The sequence below is a fragment of the Streptomyces sp. NPDC003247 genome, from assembly GCF_042888135.1.
Taxonomy (GTDB): domain Bacteria; phylum Actinomycetota; class Actinomycetes; order Streptomycetales; family Streptomycetaceae; genus Streptomyces.
Window position 1 is genome coordinate 79,948 of record NZ_JBIAPF010000014.1, and the last position, 17,068, is coordinate 97,015.

Genomic DNA, 17,068 nt, shown 5'->3' on the forward strand with positions numbered 1-17,068 from the left:
TCAGAGACCGGCGGGCATGCGGCCGGCCCCGGTCTCCGGGGCCTTGGCGTCCGCGGCGCGGCGCGTCAGGCCGCGGTCCCGCAGAGTGGACGCGATCGCGGCGAGCGCGAAGGCCGTACCCACGTAGCCGATGGCTGCCAGGCCCGGCCGTGGTCGATGACCAGGCCGGAGATGTAGGGGGCGAGGGTGACGTCGACGTTGAAGGCGGCGATGTCGAGCGCGCCGCCGAGGGGGCGGGTGGGGCCGAGGGTGCCGAAGACGCGGGCGTTGACCGCGGGATGGGTCGCGAAGCCGCCCGCGGCCAGCAGCACCGACCCACGGATCACCCCCTCGGCGACGACTGCGCGGTCGGCCCGGCGCTTTTCAGGACGTCGCCCGCGGCATCCTCGCCGCCCAGGCGTCGCGCGGCCGAATGTCGCGTGCGCGGCCGTGGGTGGACGGAGCAGACTCCCCTGCATGGTCGACATGCGCATCTTCCGGGACGAGGTCACACGCTGGGCGGCCGGTGGCTCCGGCGGGCCGGCCGGGGAGCTGGCGGAGCTCCTGGGGGTGCACACGGTGGTCCTGCTGGAAGGGCTGAGCGACCTCGCGGCCGTCGAGGCGCTGGCCGCGGGACGGGGCCGTGACCTGGCGGCCGAGGGGGTGTGCGTGGTGCCGATGGGCGGGGCGATGAGCGTCGGCCGCTACGCGGGGCTCCTCGGGCCGTCCGGTCTCGGCCTGCGTCTGATCGGTCTGTGCGACGAGCGCGAGAAGCCCTTCTTCGACCGGGGCCTCGGCCCGGCCCGGGCACCGCGCCCGAGCGTCTTCGTCTGCACGGCGGACCTGGAGGACGAGCTCATCCGCGCGCTGGGCCCGGAGCGGGTCGAGGAGATCGTCCGGGCCGAGGACGAGCTGCGCGCCTGGCAGACCTTCGTACGGCAGCCCGCCCAGCTCGGCCGGCCCCGGCACCGGCAGCTGCACCGCTTCATGGGCACGAAGAAGGGCCGCAAGATCCGCTACGGCCGCCTCCTGGTCGAAGCCCTCGCCCCTGGCCAGGTGCCCGCCCCGCTGAAGGACCTCCTCGCCGGCCTGTGAGGGGCGCACCATCTGTCGTGGCGGAGCGCCGGTCAGCCGTCCGGCGCGGGCAGGTGGGCCAGGCCGGCGTCGAGCATGACGCGGTCGACAGTCTCGCCCTGTCCAAGCCGGGCCCGCCCGCCGTACGATCGCCTTCCTCGCATCTGTCTTCTGCCCGGGGGGAGCGGAGAATTGGTGGGTGGCACGGGGCCCGAGCCGGCCGAGAGGTCGGCTGAGCGCGGGCACGCGATGACCGAGCGCTTCACCTGGACCGGACAGGTGTCGGACATCGACGCCGCCGTACGGTCTTTCGGCGAGGCGGTCGACCTCACCGCGGCCGGCGAACCGAAGCGCGCCGGATATCTCTCCAACCTGGCCTCGGCGCTTCACCACAGGTTCCGGGCCTCGGGGAATCCGGACGATCTGAAGGCCGCCGTCGAACGGGCCGAGGAGTCGGTCCGCGCCGCGCCCGCCGACTACCCGGCGCGGCCGGACGTGCTGTCCAATCTGGCGACGATCCGGTTCACCCGGTTCGAGCGCTCGGGCTCGGACGACGACCTCGACGCGGTCGTCGCGGCGGCGCGGGAGGCGGCCGACTCCGCCCCGGACGACCACCCGAACCGGGCCGCCCATCGGAACGCGCTGGGCACGGCCCTGCGCGCCCGCTTCGAGAGGAAGGGGAACGAAGAGGATCTGGCGGACGCCGTCACGTCGTTCCAGCGGGCTGCCGACGCCGCCCCCGGTTCCCACCCGTATCGCGGAGCGGTGCTCGCCAACCTGGGCATCGCCCTCCAGGTCCGTTTCGAGCGGCGGGGCGACCAGCGGGACCTGGACCGTTCGATCAAGGCCGGCCGGGAGGCCGAGTCCCGCTTCCCCTCCGGTCACCCGCACCGGGCCACCGTGCTGTCGAACCTCGGCACGGCGCTCCGCGCCCGTTTCGTGCGCACCGGTGCGCTGGACGACGTGACCGAGGCGGTCCGCCACCTCCGGGAGGCGGCGCGGCTCACTCCGCCGGGGGACCACCAGCGCGGTCTGTGCTGGGCCAATCTCAGCGCGGCCCTGTACGCCCGGTTCGAACGGACGGGCACGCGGGCGGACTTGGACGAGGCCGTCGACAGCGCCCGGGAAGGGGTGGCGGCCACCGCGTCCACCAGCCCGAACGCCGCCTCGCGGCTCTCCGCGCTGGGCATCGAACTCCGTACCCGTTTCGAGCGGTTCGGCGGCCCGGGAGACCTGAGCGACCTCGACGAGGCGATCCGGTTCAGCCGGCGGGCGGTCGACGCCGCCTCGGACGACAGTCCCCACCGCGCCGGCTACCTCGCCAACCTGGCGGCCGCGCTGGGCACCAGGGCCGAGCGCGGCGGCGGGCTGGAGGACGTACAGGAGGCCGTCGCCACGGCGCAGGCGGCGGAGGCCGCGACCGGCCCCGAGCACCCGAACCGTGCCCTCCGGCTCCACACCCTCGGCAACAACCTGGCGCTGCGGGCCGAGCGTCTCGGCGCCGACGCGGACCGGCAGGCGGCGGTGGCCGCGTGGCTCGCGGCGGCGGGCCTCGACACGGCGGCGCCGTCGATCCGTATCCGGGCGGCCCGCTCCGCGAGCGCGGCACTGTCCGGCGTCGACCCGGTGCGGGCGGCGGACGCGGCGGAGCAGGCCGTCCTCCTGCTGCCGAGCCTGACCTCCCTCCGCCTCACGGCCGGGGACCAGCAGCACTCGCTCGGCGCCTTCGCCGGGCTGGCCGGTGAGGCCGCCTCGCTGGTGCTCGCCGGGCCCGGCAGCGACGAGGAACGCGGGCTGCGGGCCCTACGACTGCTCGAAGCGGGCCGCGGGGTGCTGCTCTCCCACATCCTGAACACCCGCAGCGACCTCACCGACCTCCAGGCGGCGCATCCCGTACTGGCCGCCCGGTACCTGGAGCTGCGCGACCTGGTGGAACGGGCCTCCGGCGGCGGGCCGACCGGAGCGGACACCTCGGGCACCCCGATCCGGCAGATCCACTCCGGCCTGGCCGACCTGCACGAGCTGGCGGTGCGGACCGAGGAGGTACTGGACGCCATCCGCCGCGAGAGCGGATTCCACTCCTTCGCCCTGCCGCCCGAGACGTCGGAACTCCTCGCGGAGACGGCTGACGGACCCCTGGTCGTGTTCAACGTCAGCCGGACGCGCGGTGACGCCCTCCTCCTGCGGCCCGACGGCGTCCGCGCGCTGAGGCTGCCCGGCCTCACGTCGGACCGTGTGACCGAGCAGATCTCCACGTTCCACGAGGCGCTGGGCCGCGAGGGCAGCCCCGAGGAGCGACTGGCGGCGCAGCGCACCCTCCACGGCGTGCTGCGCTGGCTCTGGGACACGGCCGCGGGACCGGTCCTCGACGCGCTGGGGCTGGCGACGCGACACACCGGCGAGAGTCCCGGCAGCTGGCCCCGGCTCTGGTGGATACCCGGTGGCCTGCTGGGCTCGCTGCCGCTCCACGTGGCCGGCCACCACACCGACCCGGCGGACGCGCCGGACCGGCGCACGGTCCTGGACCGGGTGGTCTCCTCCTACACGCCGACCGTACGGGCCCTGCGCCGTGCCCGCGAGCGTACGCGGACGTCCGGCACGGCGATACCGGCCGAGGGGACGGCCGCCCTGGCCGTGGTCATGCCGACCACTCCCGGCCTGCCCGGCGGCGCGGTCCTGGAGGCGATACCGCAGGAGGTGGCGGCTCTGCGGTCGGTCTGGCCCGACCTGGACGTCCTGGGCGAGGACGCCACCGACGCGACCGACGCGTCCGGCACGGCAGGAACAGCGGGGACGGCAGAGCGGGAACGAGGGACAGGGACGCCTTCCGAACTGCCCACCCGCGGCACGGTCCTGGCACGTCTCCCCCACTACCAGGTCACCCACTTCGCCTGCCACGCCGGCAGCGACCCCGCCGACCCGTCCCGAAGCGGCCTGCTGCTGCACGACCACGAGACGGGCAGGCTGACCGTCGCCGCCCTGCGCCCGGTCAGCCTCGACCGGGCGCGACTGGCCTACCTGTCGGCGTGTCACACCGCGGTCTCCGAGGCCGCCGACCTCATGGACGAGTCCATCCATCTCGTCTCGGCGCTGCAACTCGCCGGTTTCCCACAGGTGATCGGGACACTGTGGCAGGTCAAGGACGCGCCCGCGGCGACGATGGCCGCGGCGTTCTACCGCCAGGTGACCTCGGGCCCCTCGGCCTGGGCGCTGCACCGCGCGGTCCACGAGGTCCGCGCCCAGTACCCGAGTTTCCCGTCCCTGTGGGCCGCGCATCTGCACACCGGTGCCTGACACGGTCGCCGCCCGCGCTCGCCGGGACCTGGAACACGGAAGGCGGAGACGGTGCAAGCACCCACGACGCTCGAACAGCTGGCCCTGCTGGTGGTCCTCGTCCTGCCGGGGATGACGTACCAGTACCTCCGGGAGCGGTGGCGCGGCCCGGTGAGCGGCGAACAGCAGCTCGCGGACCGGGTGATGCGGGCCCTCACCGCGGGCGTGGCGCTGGACTCCTTCTACGCCGTGGTCCTCGGCCCGTATCTCGTCGACAGGTACCGCCGCTCCGGGCCCGGCTACGGCGTGGTGGCGGAGCACCCCCGGGCGGCAGGGCTCTGGGCGCTGGGTCTGTTCCTCGGCGTGCCCGCGCTGGTGGCGGCGGCGGTGTCGTGGTGGGAACGGCGTGGCGCGCGCACCGTCTACCGGGCGGCGCCCACGGCGTGGGACCACATGTTCGGCGACAGCACCCAGGCCCGGCCGCGCTTCGTGCGGGCCCGGCTCAAGGACGGCACGTGGGTGGGCGGCTGGTTCGACGCCCGTTCCTACGCGTCCGGCTATCCGCACGCCGGCGACCTGTTCCTCCAGTGGAGCTATCAGATGAATCCGGACGGTTCGTTCGGCCCGCCGGTGGCGGGAACCGCGGGGCTCTATCTACGCGTTGAGAACATCGACGTCCTGGAACTGCTGGACCCACCCGCTGCGGATGCGAGGACACCGGATGCCTGACGCACACGGCCCGGAAGAGGAACTGACCCCGCAGGAACTGGCCTTCCTCCAGACTCTCGACCAGGATCGCGGCTGGCGTCCGGTGACGCCGGCGGCCGAGACACCGCCCCCTCCGCCGCCCGGGCGCGCCGGCGCCTCCACGGCGGCGGTGGAGCCACCGGAAGCGGGCGACCCACCCTCGCAGACCCCCGACGGACGACCGGACACCCCGGGCGGCTGACGCGGGCACAGCCTCCCAGGGGCAGCGCAACGCCAAGGGTCAGCGCGACGCCCGGGGGTCAGCGCGACGCCCAGGGGTCAGCGCGACGACGGCCCGGGAACCGGCTGCCCGCCTACACCTCGCCGGTGGCGAACAGCTCCAGGTGCCCGCACTTGGGGCAGCGGAACGCCTCGATCTGCCGCCGTGGCCGGCCCATCCGCTTGGCACCCCCGAGGAACCCCCGCTCCAACGCGCCTTCGATCCAGCGCGCGTACCCGCGCGAGTGCTCGCCGGCGTCCTCGATGAAACCCTCCATCAGACCGACGGTGCCGCAATGGGTGCACGTGTCATTGTTCATCCAGTGAGTGTAGGAAGCGGTGCGTGCTCACAAGAACGGGGCCTGTGCCGGTCGGCCGCCCTGCTGGGACGACAGTGGACCGGACCCACGGCCGGCGCGCCTCGCGGCGACCGTCACGCGCCGGGGTCGCCCGGCCGCACCGGTCGGCCTCCGACCTGCGCGATGCCCGCTTCGTAGGCGAACACCTCCGCTTGGGCGCGGCTGCGGAGGTTCAGCTCGGTCATCACCCGGTGCAGGTGCGTCTTGACGGTGGACTCGCTGACGCGCATCCGGTCGGCGATCTCCTCGTTGGCGAGCCCCTTGGCGACGAGCCCGAGCACTTCCACCTCGCGGCCCGTCAGCGTGCTCGTCGAGCCGGTGCCGGCCGGGGGCTGCTGCTGGTGGACGACGTGCCTCTCGACGAGCCGCCGGACGCGTGCCGGAGCCACCAGGAGGTCGGCGGAGAGGGTCGCCGTGACGGCGCTGAGAAGCTGTTGCGGCGGCATGTCCTTCAGCAGGAAGCCGCTGCAACCGGCGCGCAGGGCCGCGTAGACGAACTCGTCGTCGTCGAAGGTGGTGAGCACGACGATGCGCGGATTCGGGTCGAGACCGAGGGCGAGGATGCGCTCGGCGGCGGCGAGTCCGCTGAGCCGGGGCATCTTGATGTCCATCAGGATCAGGTCGGGACGGTGCTCGCGTGCCACGGCGACGGCCTCCTCGCCGTCCGAGGCCTCCAGGACCGGGCCCAGCCCTTCCACCGTACGCAGCAGCGTGACGATGCCGGAGCGGATGAGGTGCTGGTCGTCCACCACCAGGATGCGGGCCACAGCGCTCCTCGGAGATGCTCACGCCACGGATCGGCCGCCGTTCCGGTCCTCACGCCGAACGGCCGGTTCTCCCGCAGGGCGAGTGACAGGGCGATCACCGAGGTGAGCAGATGAGCCCACAGGTCGAACGGCCGCCAGGGCGCCGTTCAAGGCGGCTCGCTCCGCTCCCCGCGCGCGGCCCGGCCCCCGGCCGGGCCTGCGCTCCTGCCTACGTCCCGCTCCAGCTCGGCCGGCGTCCGCGCCCCGCACATTTCTTGCGGTTCCTGTGGTTCTTGCGGATTGCGGTGTTCATGGTGGTCCCCCGTGGCCGGCCGTGCCCGGCCGCTCTCGATTCACGACGCTCGCCTTTCCCGGCAGGGCGAGTTCCGACATCACGTCGTGGCTCTCCTCATCGGGTTGGTGTGCCGGCACGTCGTCCCGGCACCACCGAGGTGAGGAGAGCGGGGGTGCCGACGGCGTCCGGCAGAAGGGCAGCGGCTACGTCAACTTCCGGCGCCGAACGGCTCCTCGGGGTCAACCTGGTACCGACGGCCAGGTCATCCTCCGGTTGACTCGTCAACCGCGGGCGTGGGAGACGACGCCGGGCACCTGGCCCGAGGGCCGGACGCCGGAGGACACCGGGCTCTGGGAGAGATCACCGCCCGGTGGGCGATGCCGGCCGGTGGTCAGGAGCGGGGTGCGCCCGTGGACTCCCGCACCATGAGCCGTGGCGCCAGCACCTCGGACTCGATCTCCTCGCCGGCCATGCGGCGCACCAGCAGGTCCACCGCTCGGCGTCCCTGCTCGGCCATGGGCGAGTGGACGCTGGTGAGCGGCACGGGAAGTTCCGCGGCCAGAGGCGTGTCGTTGAAGCCCGCCAGCGCGAGGTCCCGCCCGAGTCTCAGTCCGAGGTCCCGGACCGCGCCCGCGGCTCCGATGGCGGCGAAGTCGTTCACGGCGAAGAGTGCGGTCGGCCGGTCCTCCGCCCTGTGGAGCAGGTCGAACGCGGCGCGGCGCCCGCCGACCGTGTCGAAGGCCGAGTGCACCACCCGCCGTGCGGGCAACGGCAGTCCCGCCTCCCGGTAGCGCTCGACGAAGCCCTCGGTCCGGTCCGCTCCCGTGCTGGCGAAGGGTTCTCCGGCGATGACGCCGACCGAGGTGTGCCCCAGCTCCAGCAGATGCTCGGCGACCAGCCGCCCGCCCAGCCGGTCGTCGCAGGTCACGGAGGTGTGCCCGGCACCGGTGCGGCGGTTGACGAGGACGAAGGGTGTGGTGCGCAGGGCGGGCAGGTCGAGGGCGGCCCCGTCCAGATGCGCGTCGCCGATGACCAGTCCGTCGACGCGGCGGGCCAGCACCATGGCGATCCGCTCCCGCTGGAGGGCCGGATCGTCGTGGGTGTTGGTGACGAAGGCCGACAGCCCGTGGGCCGCCGCGGCCTCCTCGGCGCCTTCGTAGACCGTCGCCATCACGATCTCGGACAGCCGCGGCACGAGCACACCGATGAGGTTGCTCCGACGGGTGCGCAGCCCCGTCGCCAACGGGTTGGGCCGGTAGCCGAGTTCGTCCGCGAGATCGCGGATACGGCGGGCGGTGTCGCCGGATGCGGCGCGGGCGCTGCCGTCGCGCGGTCCGTTCAACACCCGCGAGACGGTGGACACATGCAGGCCGAGTCGCTCGGCGATGCCCTGGAGCGTCACTGGCCCTTTGCCCGCCCCCATGACCGTGCCCCCGTCCTCTGTTCGACAACGCACCCGCGTCGTCGGCGGCATCCATTGTCACGCATCCCGATGCGGCGCCGACCACCGAGGCGCCGGCGCCTCGGGGCCGGCGCCTCGGGGCCGGCGAGGATGCGGGGCGACGCGTCCCGCGGCCTGCCGGACACCTTTACCCAAACGTTTGGCGCAAACGTTTGGGTAGTGCATACTGACGGCGCGTGGAAGCGCCAACGGCCGTTGCGGACAAGCGGGTTGCGCCTGGCGGCGTGCTCGGAGGGGGCGAAGCGAAGTGGAACGGGTGGGATTCCCTGATCACGTGCTCGAAGCGTTCGGGGAGGCGACCAGGGGCACGGGCTGGGGCGAGGCGCGTTACACAGTCGGCGGGCGGATGCGCGGCGGCTCCTGGCCCGCGCTGATCACCGCGCTGTCCTTCGCGCTCCTCATCGGCGGGCTGACGACCTGGGGAGTGGTGTTCCTCTGGCCGGACCTCCCGTTCCAGGCCGTCATGGGCTTGTCGATCGGCTACCTCATGACCCTCGGGATGCTGTGGGTCGCCTGGGACAAACGCCCCGGCGTCCGGCATCCGACGACCTGGGTGGTCGTCTGGGAGGAGGGGGTGGCGTGGCTGTCCGAGGGCGGCACCCCTGTGGTCCTGGCCTGGGACGAGGTCGCGGAGGCCCGGCACACCGTGACGTCGGTGCAGGACGGCTTGGGCAAGGAGTTCAAGCGGACCCACAGACTGATGGTCGACCCGGTGGCGAACCCGGTGCACCGCGGCCGGCTCTTCCTGGAGCCCGGGTTCCCGTTCGTGGCAGAGATAGCCGCCTTCGTGACGGCGCGGGTGTACGCGCGCTGAGACGTCGCGTCTCGACGGTCCGGCCCGGACCGAACGCGCCGGCCGGGAACGGGTTCCGGCCGGCGCGCCGGGCAGTGCGATCTCGCGTCAGATCAGATGCCGGGCGAAAAACCGCAGCGAGCTGTCCACCTCGAACGACGGCACACCCCCGTGCTGGCCGGGGTTGGCGTGCAGCGTCTTCTCAGCCGAGGCCAGGGCGTCGAACAGTGCCAGGCCCTGGTCCCGCGGCACCATGCGGTCGTCCCACTGGACCAGGAACTGCACCGGCACGGTGACCCGCGCGGCGTCCTCGGCCAGCCCGTGCACTCCGAGCAGGCCCAGCACCGCGGCACGGATCCGGGGCTCGGCGGCGATGAGCGGGACACCGAGCCCGCAGCCCATCGACATGCCGCAGTAGCCGACCGGGCCGACACCGACCTGGTCGAGGCGCTGGACCGCGGTCAGGACCTCCTGCCAGTCGGCGACGGCCCGTGGAGCCAGGTAGCCGTGCAGGCCGGCGACCAGCGCGCCCGGATTCCCACCGGCAGCCATACCGGCCCGCATCTCGGCGGCGATCCGGCCGAACTCCTCGTCCTTGGGCCGCTCGCCGTGGTGGGGCGCGTCGATCGCGACCACCGCGAAACCCTCGGCGGCGTAGCGGCGCGCACGGGACACGATGCCGGGGGTCATCTTGTGCTGTCCGCCGCCGTGGCCCAGCAGGACCAGGGAACGAGGACCGCGGGCACCTTCCGGGGTCCACAGCACACCGGGGATCTCACCGAGGGTGAAGAGCTGTTCGGTGACGCCGTCCGACGACGTCAGGGAGGTGAAGCGCATCAGCGTTTCAAGCCTTTCGGGATGCCTTGTGCGGGCGCTCCCTAGGGCATACGGAGGAGGGAGCCCCGACCTGTCACAGCGTTGATCGGTCTCACCTCCTCGGTTCGCAGCGGCACTCAGCGGTACCACCCAGTGGTACTCAGCGGCGCTGAACCTACCACAGGCGACTTCGCCGCCCCCCTTCTTCCACACCGGGGCGAACATCGCCTGACGCGGCGGCAAGAGGGTCCCCATGACGGCCGCCAGTCGCCGGTCCCGCATTGTCATGGACGGGATACTCGCGCCGGGCATATCGTGCGTCGGCTGTGCGATCTTGAGGCGCAGCGCTGCCGTGTTCGTCGCCCGTGGGGGGTCTCATCGTCATGTTCGCGTCCCGCGCATCGCATCCGCTGCCACCGCTGCCCGGGGCCCCGCCCGTGCCGTCGCGGGGGTTCCTCATCGCCACGCTCACGGGACTGGCGCTCGTGGCGCTCTGCGATCTGTTCAGCATCTTCGCCGGCGTTCGGTACCGGCTGACGATCGACGGGGACGCCGGGTTCGTCACAGCTCCCCAGGAAGATCTCGACACCGCCGCCTCGCTGTACGAGACGGCCACGCGCGTGCAGGTCATGGTGTTCCTGCCCTGCGCGATCGTCTTCGTCGTCTGGTTCTTCCGGATGCGTCGCGCGACCGGACCGCTGGCGCCCGATCGCTTCCGCTACGGCCCTGGTTGGGCTGTCGGCGCATGATGCGTCCCGCTGGCGAATCTGTGGATGCCCTACCGTGTCGCCTTCGACATGTGGGGAGCCGCCACGCTGCTGCCGTCCGGCGATGAGGGCCACCGGCCGCGGATCTGGCCGCTCAACCTGTGGTGGGGACTGTTCGTCTTCTCGGTCCTGTTCGACACAGTCGCCGGAGCCAAGTTCGAGGACGCCGGAACGCTGCCGGAGATCCAGGACGGGCTGGTGCGGTACATCGTCTCCGACGCGCTGCACATCCTGGCCGCTGCCGCCGCCGCGTACTTCGCCGTTCAGATCACCACCATGCAGCGGCACAAGGCGGTGCACGGACCGTTCGGGACGGCGACTGCCGAGCACACGCCGGCCGGTTCGGCGTAAGAATCAACTCCGTCAGAGAGTCGGCACCGGCAGCGGAACGGCCCTGGGCCCGGACCGTCACACAGGTCCATGCCCAGGCCGACGAGCACCGACGGGCACCGACGGGAAGGACGGGTGGTCCCTCGGACAGGTGCTGGAAGCAGGCGGGCAGGCCATCGTGGGCGGGGTCGCCGGAGTGCGGGGCGGCCGGGGCGTGCCGGTCACGGACGTACGTCGTGCGGACGGGGTGCCTTCTCCCCGTGCACGGCCGTGTATTCGGCGGCGAGCCAGGGGCCCAGGTCGTCGATGAGTGTGCTGAGCACCGCCGGATCGGCCGAGGGGACGCGGCCGATGGCCGCGGCGGTACGCATCCGGTCGGCGTGCTCGGGGTAGTAGCGGCCGAAGAGTTCGGCGGACTCGACGAGGTCGCTGGTCCAGCCACCCCAGCGAGGCATGATCAGGGTGAATCCGGTGCGCACGATGCGCCGGGCGACCCCGCGGCTGAGCGCCCTGCGGTCGGCGTCCGTGGCGGCTTCGGCGGCTCGGACGCGCCAGCGCTTCAGCGCGAGGGCGAGGTCGCCGTTCGTCTCACGGGCGAGCTCGGTCGTAGGGCGGTAGCGGGGAAGCCTTTCGGCGAGGTCGGGGCCGAGCAGCGGGGTGCACAGACAGGCGATGAAGAACCCGGCGTCGTGGCGTTCGAGGTCGCTGAGCAGAGCACGGGTACTGGTCAGCAGGATGCCGACGCCGTCGATCTGGGGGAATGCCTCGTCGAGCGCGACCTCGATCGCCGTGGCGTCGGCGCGGTCGGCTTCGGTGGGCTCGTCGTGGAGGGCGAGCTGGAGGTCGAGGTCGGACACGCCGGGGATGGCGGTGCCGCGAGGAATGCTGCCGTAGACGTAGGCGCTGTGCAGCCGCGCGCCGTCGAACGTCTCGGCGAGCCGAGTGCGGGCGGCTTCGACGACGGGGATGAACGCTGCCCGCACTCGGACCAGTGCGCCTTCACGTGCGATCGTTCCGTCATGGGCCAGCCCGTGTTCGCTCATGAGGTCACTGTGCCCGGTACTGCCGTGTGCTGCCGAGCCGTTTTCCGAGGGGGTGGCGCAGCCGCCATGGGCCGGGAACACGTCGGCGGCGAGCAGGGTGCCGGCGTCTCCGTCGCGCGGAAGGGGCCCGTGAACCGACCGTGGTCCGCGGGCCCTTCGGCCGCGGCGGGCCGGCGGTGTCACCCGGGGCCGGGCCGGTTCCCGGGACCGGGGAGGTCTCGGGAGGGCAGCCGCAGCATGGCCACGCCGACGGCGGCCACCCACAGCCAGAAGAGGAAGAACGGGGTGACGGAGGGCAGGGACAGCGGTGCCAGCCAACCGGAGCGGACGAGGGAGACCGCGCCCGAGGCGAGCGTCACGAGACCCGCCGCCAGCGCGGTCCACGCGGTCCACGCGGGCAGCTCCCGGCTGCGGTGGATCGCGACGGCCGCCGCGAGGAGCAGGAACGCGAACACGGAGAGCAGGCCGTAGAAGGTGTGCAGGCACGCTTCCGTGAAGGCACGCAGCAGGGGCCAGGACACGGGGTCGTCGATGAACTGCGGAGTGCTCGTCACGCTGAACATCGCGTTCACGACGAGCATGCCGGGCACGATGGCGGTGGCGGAGGTCCGGATGACGAAGGACAGGAGGGAGTCGCGGGGAAGCCGGAGGGCCCGGGTGAGGGAGAAGGCGAACCAGATTCCCAGGAGCGCGCCGATGTTCGTGGAGAAGGTCTGGGCGGACGCCCCCGCCGAGTAGCGGTCGAACCAGGCCGCGTACTCCGCGTCGGAGTCGCCGCGGACCGGCCAGAACTTCCAGGAGTCCCGCGTGGTGAGCAGGACGGCCAGGGAGAGCAGGAGGTTCGCTATTCCGGCCCAGGCCCCCAACCGGATCTGTTGGGTCTCCGACATCGTCGACCGCCTTCCGCCCCAGCGGGGCCTGGCTGCTCCCTCACTTCGTCACCGCGCGCCGTCGCCGTCCGCGGCAGGGCCGGGCGCCCCGGTCCGCCGCGCCCTGAACACCACCTTGGCCAGCATCCGCGGGCTGCCGAGCGCGGTCGGCGACCTGACCATGTGCCAGACGCCCACGAACACGCGGAACGCCTCCGGGTCGGCGACCACCAGCCGGAGGAGCCGCCGCTTGTACCAGAGGGCCGCGCGCAGCCACAGCGGCAGCGCGCCGCGTTCGCGGTGGTGGTGCCAGGCCAGGTCCTCGCTGACGGACATCAGCCAGGGCGCCCGCACGATCGCCGCGACCCGGCGCTGGGCCCGGCGCGCGACCGCGTCCAGGTCGTACGCCCTGGCCAGGGTGTCGCCCAACGCCTCGGCCTGGAGCAGCGACACCGTCATGCCCTGCCCGAACACGGGATCGAAGGCCGCCACCGAGTCGCCGATCGCCACCAGTCGCCTCGGCCACCGCCGCATCCCCGCGTAGTCGGTGCGACGGTTCTCCGTGCGCTTGAACCCATGGACGCCGACGCCCGCGACGGGGGTCGCGGATCCGAGGAGCCCGTCGAGGTCCGCGTTGCCGAGGCTCCTGGCGAACTCCCGCCAGCCCCGTTCGTCGGTGGGCGGATGGTCCCCGCCCGCACCGAACACGGTGACGACCCAACGACCGCCTTCCACGTGCACGGCGAAGGCGCCGCGCGGCAGGTCGGGAGCGCTGGTCATGTGCTGGAGGGCCTCGAAGTCCGGGCCGGGGGCGTCGAAGACCATGGTCGAGTACGCCAGCCCCGCGTCGACGACCTTCTCCGCCGGGCGCGGGTACCCCGCCTCCACCAGCCAGCGGGGCAGCTTCGAGAACCGGCCCGAGGCGTCCACCACCAGAGCGGCGTCGAGGACCTCGCTCCCGGCCAGCCGCACGCCGACGACCCGCGTCGCGTCCCCGTTCCAGCACAGCCCCGTGACGGGGGACCGGTCGCGGACCTCGACCCGCGGCTGTGCCGTCACGCGTCGGCGCAGCGACCAGTCCAGCAGGTCCCGTGAGAAGGCATGGGCCCGCACCCCCGCCTCCGTGCGCGGCACGCGGCCTGCGAACACCGTGGTCGACGCGGACAGACCGTGGTCGAACAGCGGTGCCCCGACTGCGATCAGCTCGGCCCGGAGGCCCGGGAACAGTCGCTCCAGTTGTCCGGCGCCCCGCGCCGGCATTCCGTGCACGTGCCGTGCCTGCGGGACACCGGCGCGCGGACCCGCGTACGGCGGAAGCTCGCCCGCCTCCACCAGCACGACGCCCTCGAAGTGGTCGGCGAGCACCCGCGCGGCGGCCAGGCCGCCTATGCCCGCGCCGACGACCACGGCCTGGCCGGAGTACCGCCGGCACCCTCGGTCCGTCACGTGCGCACCCCTCCCGTCGCTGTGCATCTGCGCGCCCTCCCGCTGCTGTGTCCGAGCGCTCCCGCCGGCGGTGCACCGGGCCGCCGGGAGGTCATGTGTCCGGCCCGCGCCGGGCATCCTCCGTACGCCGGGCCTCCTCCGTCGTCCGCCGGGCATCCTCCGTACGCCGGGCATCCTCCGTCGTCCGCCGGGCATCCTCCGGACACCGGGCATCCTCCGCACGCCGGGCATCCCCCGTACGCCAGGCGTCCGCGGAGTCGGGTATGAGCTCCTCCAGGTACCCGGGACCGGCGGGCGGGCAGGAGTAACGGCCGGTCGAGACGCCCCATTCGGCATGGCCGCGCATCCAGGCCCGCAGCAGGTCGGCGCACGCGGTCAACGCCCGCCGCCGCGTACGGTCCGACTCCAGCGCCGCGCACAGGCCGGGCAGGTCCCGTTCGGCCCGGTGGAAGTCGTCGAGCCGGCCGTCGACGAGGGCCCGGGCCCGTGCGAGGGCTTCGCTCCGGGTGGAGCGGTGCGCCGACCGGAGCACGGTGACCAGGTTGAGCAGGTCTCCCGCGGCGGTCTCCTTCTCGACGGTGAGGAGGTCGTTCGTCCAGCACACGACGTCGCCCGAGGCCGTCAGCAGGCGCTGGTAGGTCCGGCTGTAGTACACCGAGGGCGGCAGTTCGGCCCCGCCTGCGATCTCGATGAGGTCGAAGGTCAGGAGGATCCCGCCCGCCGCACGGCGCAGTGCCCCGTACTCGGTGAGGTCGCAGACGTGACCGAGCCTTCGGTAGGCCGCCTGCTGGAGGTTGCCGGCGAGGTATTCCATCAGGTGCCGGTGGAGGCGGCGGCTCAGTCTGCTGCCGGCCCGGGCCCGGGTACGGGTCCACAGATCGGTCAGCGCCTCGCCGATCGGCCCGGTGCCCGCCTCGCCGATCGGTTCGGCGCCCCCCTCGCAGACACCGTTGGACGCCACGTCGGCGACACGCGCCAGGAAACCCTCGAACCCTTCCGGATCCAGAGCGGTCCGGCGGTCGTCGTTCTGGTCGTCGAGGAAGTCCAGCCAGGCGATCCAGTCCGTGGTGAGCAGCAGGTCCTCGACCCCCGCGGTCGGGTAGACGCGCGCCGCGAACTCCCCTGTGCGCATCGACGCGAGCCGGCGTTCGGCGGCTTCGGACCGCACCAGCCCGTGGCTGCGGGCCCATGCCACGACGTGCTCGTTCGCCTTCTCGGCGGCCGGGGAGACAGGGGTCTTACGGAGCGCCCAGATCCCGTCGGGCACGGAGCGGTGCATCCGCTCGCCGGTACGGACGCGGTCTTTCTCGGCCTCCTCGCCGGAAGCGGTCGAGCCGGTCCGGGCACGGCGGGTGGTGTGGTCGGTTCTCCGCTCCATGACTGCCCCCTTGAACTGTCTCCCCACGCACATCCGGAAGGCGGAGGGCGCGCGCCCTCGTAGCCCCCCTACGGCTGACGAATCTCCGCTCTGCACGCTCGGTGGCCGGAACACTCGTGGTGCTCACCGGTCGCCCCGCTCGCGGAGTGGCACCCGGCCTCTCCCCAGGCCGTGTGCCGTACACCCCCTGAGTCGTCCCCCCGCATCCGCCGGGCACTCCGACGGAGGCGGGGCGCACCGACGCATCCGGCGGGGCGCGCAGGGCGTGCTCGGACGGCTGACACGCAGCCAGGCGGAACCGGCCCGCTCAGCGGGCGGCCGGTGCCCGCCGTACGCTGCCGCCGGTTCCGGTGCCGAGGGGACGCGGAGGCACGGGCACGGCGTCCTCATCCTCCGGTGGTCTCCCCGGCCGCACATGCGGCGCGCGACTCTGCGACGATCATCCCGAGGCGGCCACCGATCGCACGGGGCCGACCGACGAGAGGACACCTCATGACGCACACGACGAGCAAGCCCACCGTGGCCATCCTGGGCGCCGGCGGCATCGGAGGTCTGCTGGCCGCCCTGCTGGCCCGATCCGGCCACCGTGTCGTCTGCCTGGCCCGCGACACCACGGCACGCACCCTGCGCAGCGGTGGGGTCGAGGTCCGCAGCCGCCGGTTCGGCGACTTCACGGCCGTCGTGGAGGCGGACACCGCACTGCGCGAGCCGGTCGGCGCCTGCCTGATCGCCGTCAAGCACACCACTCTGGACGCCGCGCTCACCCGCGTCCCGCCCGCGATCCTCGGCGACGGCCTCGTGGTACCGCTCCTGAACGGCGTCGAACACCCCGCGACCCTGCGCGCCCGCTACCGGCCCGACCGTGTGGCCCCCGGAGTGATCCGTGTGGAGTCCGCCCGTACCGGCACCGCCGGAACGGGCCCCGTCGTGATCGAGCACGGCAGCCCGTTCGTCGAGGTCGACCTGGCCGCCGGCCCGGCCCCGCGCCCTCGCCTCGAAGCCCTCGCCGCCGTCCTGTCCGACGCGGGGGTGACCGCACGGGTGGTGGAGGACGAGACCGGGGCCCTGTGGGCGAAGATGGCCTTCCTCGCCCCGTTCGCCCTGCTCACCACCCGGTACGGGCTCCCGCTCGGCGAGGCCCGTACCCGCCACCGCGAGGAGCTGGAACGCCTGGTCGCCGAGACGGTCGCGGTGAGCCGCGCCTGCGGTGCCCCCTCCGACCCCGCCCAGGCCCTGGCGCGGTACGACGCCTTCCCGCCCGAAGCGAAGTCCTCCATGCAGCGCGACGCGGAGGCGGGCCGGCCACTGGAACTCGACGCCCTCGGCGGGGCGTTGCTGCGCGCCGCCGACCGTCACGGTGTGCCGGTGCCGGTGACCGCCCGCCTGGTGAGGGAGATACGCGCCGCCGGCCATTAGAGGGGGCTCCGCCCGCCGGATGCGGCTCCGCCGGCCGCGCCCCCGCTCCCGGCACG

15 protein-coding genes and 1 pseudogene are annotated in these 17,068 nt (G+C 73.3%); 7 read left to right on the forward strand and 9 right to left on the reverse strand.

Features of this window, described 5'->3' with window-relative positions:
• Positions 1-65 precede the first annotated feature (65 nt).
• On the reverse strand, positions 66-326 hold the full coding sequence (locus ACFYWQ_RS35805; protein WP_389522520.1) for a hypothetical protein: 261 nt from the start codon (positions 324-326) through the stop codon (positions 66-68).
• A 130-nt stretch (positions 327-456) separates the two neighbouring features.
• Here ACFYWQ_RS35805 and ACFYWQ_RS35810 point away from each other — a divergent pair, with 130 nt between their 5' ends.
• The 4 genes from ACFYWQ_RS35810 to ACFYWQ_RS35825 all read left to right on the forward strand — a co-directional run bounded on the left by ACFYWQ_RS35810 (position 457) and on the right by ACFYWQ_RS35825 (position 5,275).
• Positions 457-1,074 carry a TOPRIM nucleotidyl transferase/hydrolase domain-containing protein gene (locus ACFYWQ_RS35810; RefSeq protein ID WP_389522522.1) on the forward strand — a complete coding sequence of 206 codons (618 nt, stop codon included), beginning with the start codon at positions 457-459 and terminating at the stop codon, positions 1,072-1,074.
• Positions 1,075-1,302: 228 nt separating this feature from the next.
• Positions 1,303-4,347: a CHAT domain-containing protein gene (locus tag ACFYWQ_RS35815; protein WP_389522524.1), complete on the forward strand. Its 3,045-nt coding sequence runs from the start codon at positions 1,303-1,305 to the stop codon at positions 4,345-4,347.
• Between the two features lie 51 nt (positions 4,348-4,398).
• Positions 4,399-5,055, forward strand: a complete 657-nt coding sequence (locus ACFYWQ_RS35820) for a DUF6338 family protein (protein WP_389522525.1) — start codon at positions 4,399-4,401, stop codon at positions 5,053-5,055.
• Positions 5,048-5,275 carry a hypothetical protein gene (locus ACFYWQ_RS35825; protein WP_389522526.1) on the forward strand — a complete coding sequence of 76 codons (228 nt, stop codon included), beginning with the start codon at positions 5,048-5,050 and terminating at the stop codon, positions 5,273-5,275. Before ACFYWQ_RS35820 ends, ACFYWQ_RS35825 begins: the two co-directional genes overlap by 8 nt.
• Before the next feature lie 112 nt (positions 5,276-5,387).
• Here ACFYWQ_RS35825 and ACFYWQ_RS35830 read toward each other — a convergent pair whose 3' ends face one another.
• The 3 genes from ACFYWQ_RS35830 to ACFYWQ_RS35840 all read right to left on the reverse strand — a co-directional run bounded on the left by ACFYWQ_RS35830 (position 5,388) and on the right by ACFYWQ_RS35840 (position 8,115).
• On the reverse strand, positions 5,388-5,612 hold the full coding sequence (locus tag ACFYWQ_RS35830; protein WP_389522528.1) for a hypothetical protein: 225 nt from the start codon (positions 5,610-5,612) through the stop codon (positions 5,388-5,390).
• 113 nt (positions 5,613-5,725) lie between these two features.
• Positions 5,726-6,418: a response regulator gene (locus ACFYWQ_RS35835; protein WP_389522530.1), complete on the reverse strand. Its 693-nt coding sequence runs from the start codon at positions 6,416-6,418 to the stop codon at positions 5,726-5,728.
• A gap of 665 nt (positions 6,419-7,083) precedes the next feature.
• Positions 7,084-8,115, reverse strand: coding sequence for a LacI family DNA-binding transcriptional regulator (locus ACFYWQ_RS35840; protein ID WP_389522531.1), 1,032 nt, complete (start codon positions 8,113-8,115; stop codon positions 7,084-7,086).
• 313 nt (positions 8,116-8,428) lie between these two features.
• On the opposite strand from ACFYWQ_RS35840, the gene ACFYWQ_RS35845 reads away from it, so the two are divergent.
• A complete protein-coding gene (locus ACFYWQ_RS35845; protein WP_389522532.1) occupies positions 8,429-8,968 on the forward strand; it encodes a hypothetical protein in 540 nt (179 codons plus the stop codon).
• 87 nt (positions 8,969-9,055) lie between these two features.
• Here ACFYWQ_RS35845 and ACFYWQ_RS35850 read toward each other — a convergent pair whose 3' ends face one another.
• Positions 9,056-9,784, reverse strand: a complete 729-nt coding sequence (locus ACFYWQ_RS35850; RefSeq protein ID WP_389522534.1) for a dienelactone hydrolase family protein — start codon at positions 9,782-9,784, stop codon at positions 9,056-9,058.
• Positions 9,785-10,146: 362 nt separating this feature from the next.
• Here ACFYWQ_RS35850 and ACFYWQ_RS35855 point away from each other — a divergent pair.
• Positions 10,147-10,881, forward strand: a pseudogene (locus tag ACFYWQ_RS35855) (DUF4328 domain-containing protein).
• A gap of 200 nt (positions 10,882-11,081) precedes the next feature.
• On the opposite strand, the gene ACFYWQ_RS35860 reads toward ACFYWQ_RS35855, so the two are convergent.
• The 4 genes from ACFYWQ_RS35860 to ACFYWQ_RS35875 all read right to left on the reverse strand — a co-directional run bounded on the left by ACFYWQ_RS35860 (position 11,082) and on the right by ACFYWQ_RS35875 (position 15,596).
• Positions 11,082-11,903, reverse strand: a complete 822-nt coding sequence (locus ACFYWQ_RS35860) for a nucleotidyltransferase (RefSeq protein WP_389522536.1) — start codon at positions 11,901-11,903, stop codon at positions 11,082-11,084.
• 179 nt (positions 11,904-12,082) lie between these two features.
• Positions 12,083-12,793, reverse strand: a complete 711-nt coding sequence (locus ACFYWQ_RS35865; RefSeq protein WP_389522538.1) for a hypothetical protein — start codon at positions 12,791-12,793, stop codon at positions 12,083-12,085.
• Positions 12,794-12,841: 48 nt separating this feature from the next.
• Positions 12,842-14,218, reverse strand: coding sequence for an NAD(P)/FAD-dependent oxidoreductase (locus tag ACFYWQ_RS35870; RefSeq protein WP_389522540.1), 1,377 nt, complete (start codon positions 14,216-14,218; stop codon positions 12,842-12,844).
• A 91-nt stretch (positions 14,219-14,309) separates the two neighbouring features.
• Positions 14,310-15,596, reverse strand: a complete 1,287-nt coding sequence (locus ACFYWQ_RS35875) for a hypothetical protein (protein ID WP_389522542.1) — start codon at positions 15,594-15,596, stop codon at positions 14,310-14,312.
• A 492-nt stretch (positions 15,597-16,088) separates the two neighbouring features.
• Between ACFYWQ_RS35875 and ACFYWQ_RS35880 the strand changes: the two genes are divergently transcribed.
• Complete coding sequence (locus ACFYWQ_RS35880) at positions 16,089-17,012, forward strand: ketopantoate reductase family protein (RefSeq protein WP_389522544.1); 924 nt, start codon at positions 16,089-16,091, stop codon at positions 17,010-17,012.
• Positions 17,013-17,068: the final 56 nt, after the last annotated feature.

Excerpts from the sequence above, each read along its gene's own strand:
- ACFYWQ_RS35810 (WP_389522522.1), top strand. The coding sequence starts at position 457 with ATGGTCGACATGCGCATCTTCCGGGACGAGGTCACACGCTGGGCGGCC.
- ACFYWQ_RS35815 (WP_389522524.1), top strand. The coding sequence starts at position 1,303 with ATGACCGAGCGCTTCACCTGGACCGGACAGGTGTCGGACATCGACGCC.
- ACFYWQ_RS35825 (WP_389522526.1), top strand. The coding sequence starts at position 5,048 with ATGCCTGACGCACACGGCCCGGAAGAGGAACTGACCCCGCAGGAACTG.
- ACFYWQ_RS35830 (WP_389522528.1), bottom strand. The coding sequence starts at position 5,612 with ATGAACAATGACACGTGCACCCATTGCGGCACCGTCGGTCTGATGGAG.
- ACFYWQ_RS35840 (WP_389522531.1), bottom strand. The coding sequence starts at position 8,115 with ATGGGGGCGGGCAAAGGGCCAGTGACGCTCCAGGGCATCGCCGAGCGA.
- ACFYWQ_RS35850 (WP_389522534.1), bottom strand. The coding sequence starts at position 9,784 with ATGCGCTTCACCTCCCTGACGTCGTCGGACGGCGTCACCGAACAGCTC.
- ACFYWQ_RS35860 (WP_389522536.1), bottom strand. The coding sequence starts at position 11,903 with ATGAGCGAACACGGGCTGGCCCATGACGGAACGATCGCACGTGAAGGC.
- ACFYWQ_RS35865 (WP_389522538.1), bottom strand. The coding sequence starts at position 12,793 with ATGTCGGAGACCCAACAGATCCGGTTGGGGGCCTGGGCCGGAATAGCG.
- ACFYWQ_RS35875 (WP_389522542.1), bottom strand. The coding sequence starts at position 15,596 with ATGGAGCGGAGAACCGACCACACCACCCGCCGTGCCCGGACCGGCTCG.
- ACFYWQ_RS35880 (WP_389522544.1), top strand. The coding sequence starts at position 16,089 with ATGACGCACACGACGAGCAAGCCCACCGTGGCCATCCTGGGCGCCGGC.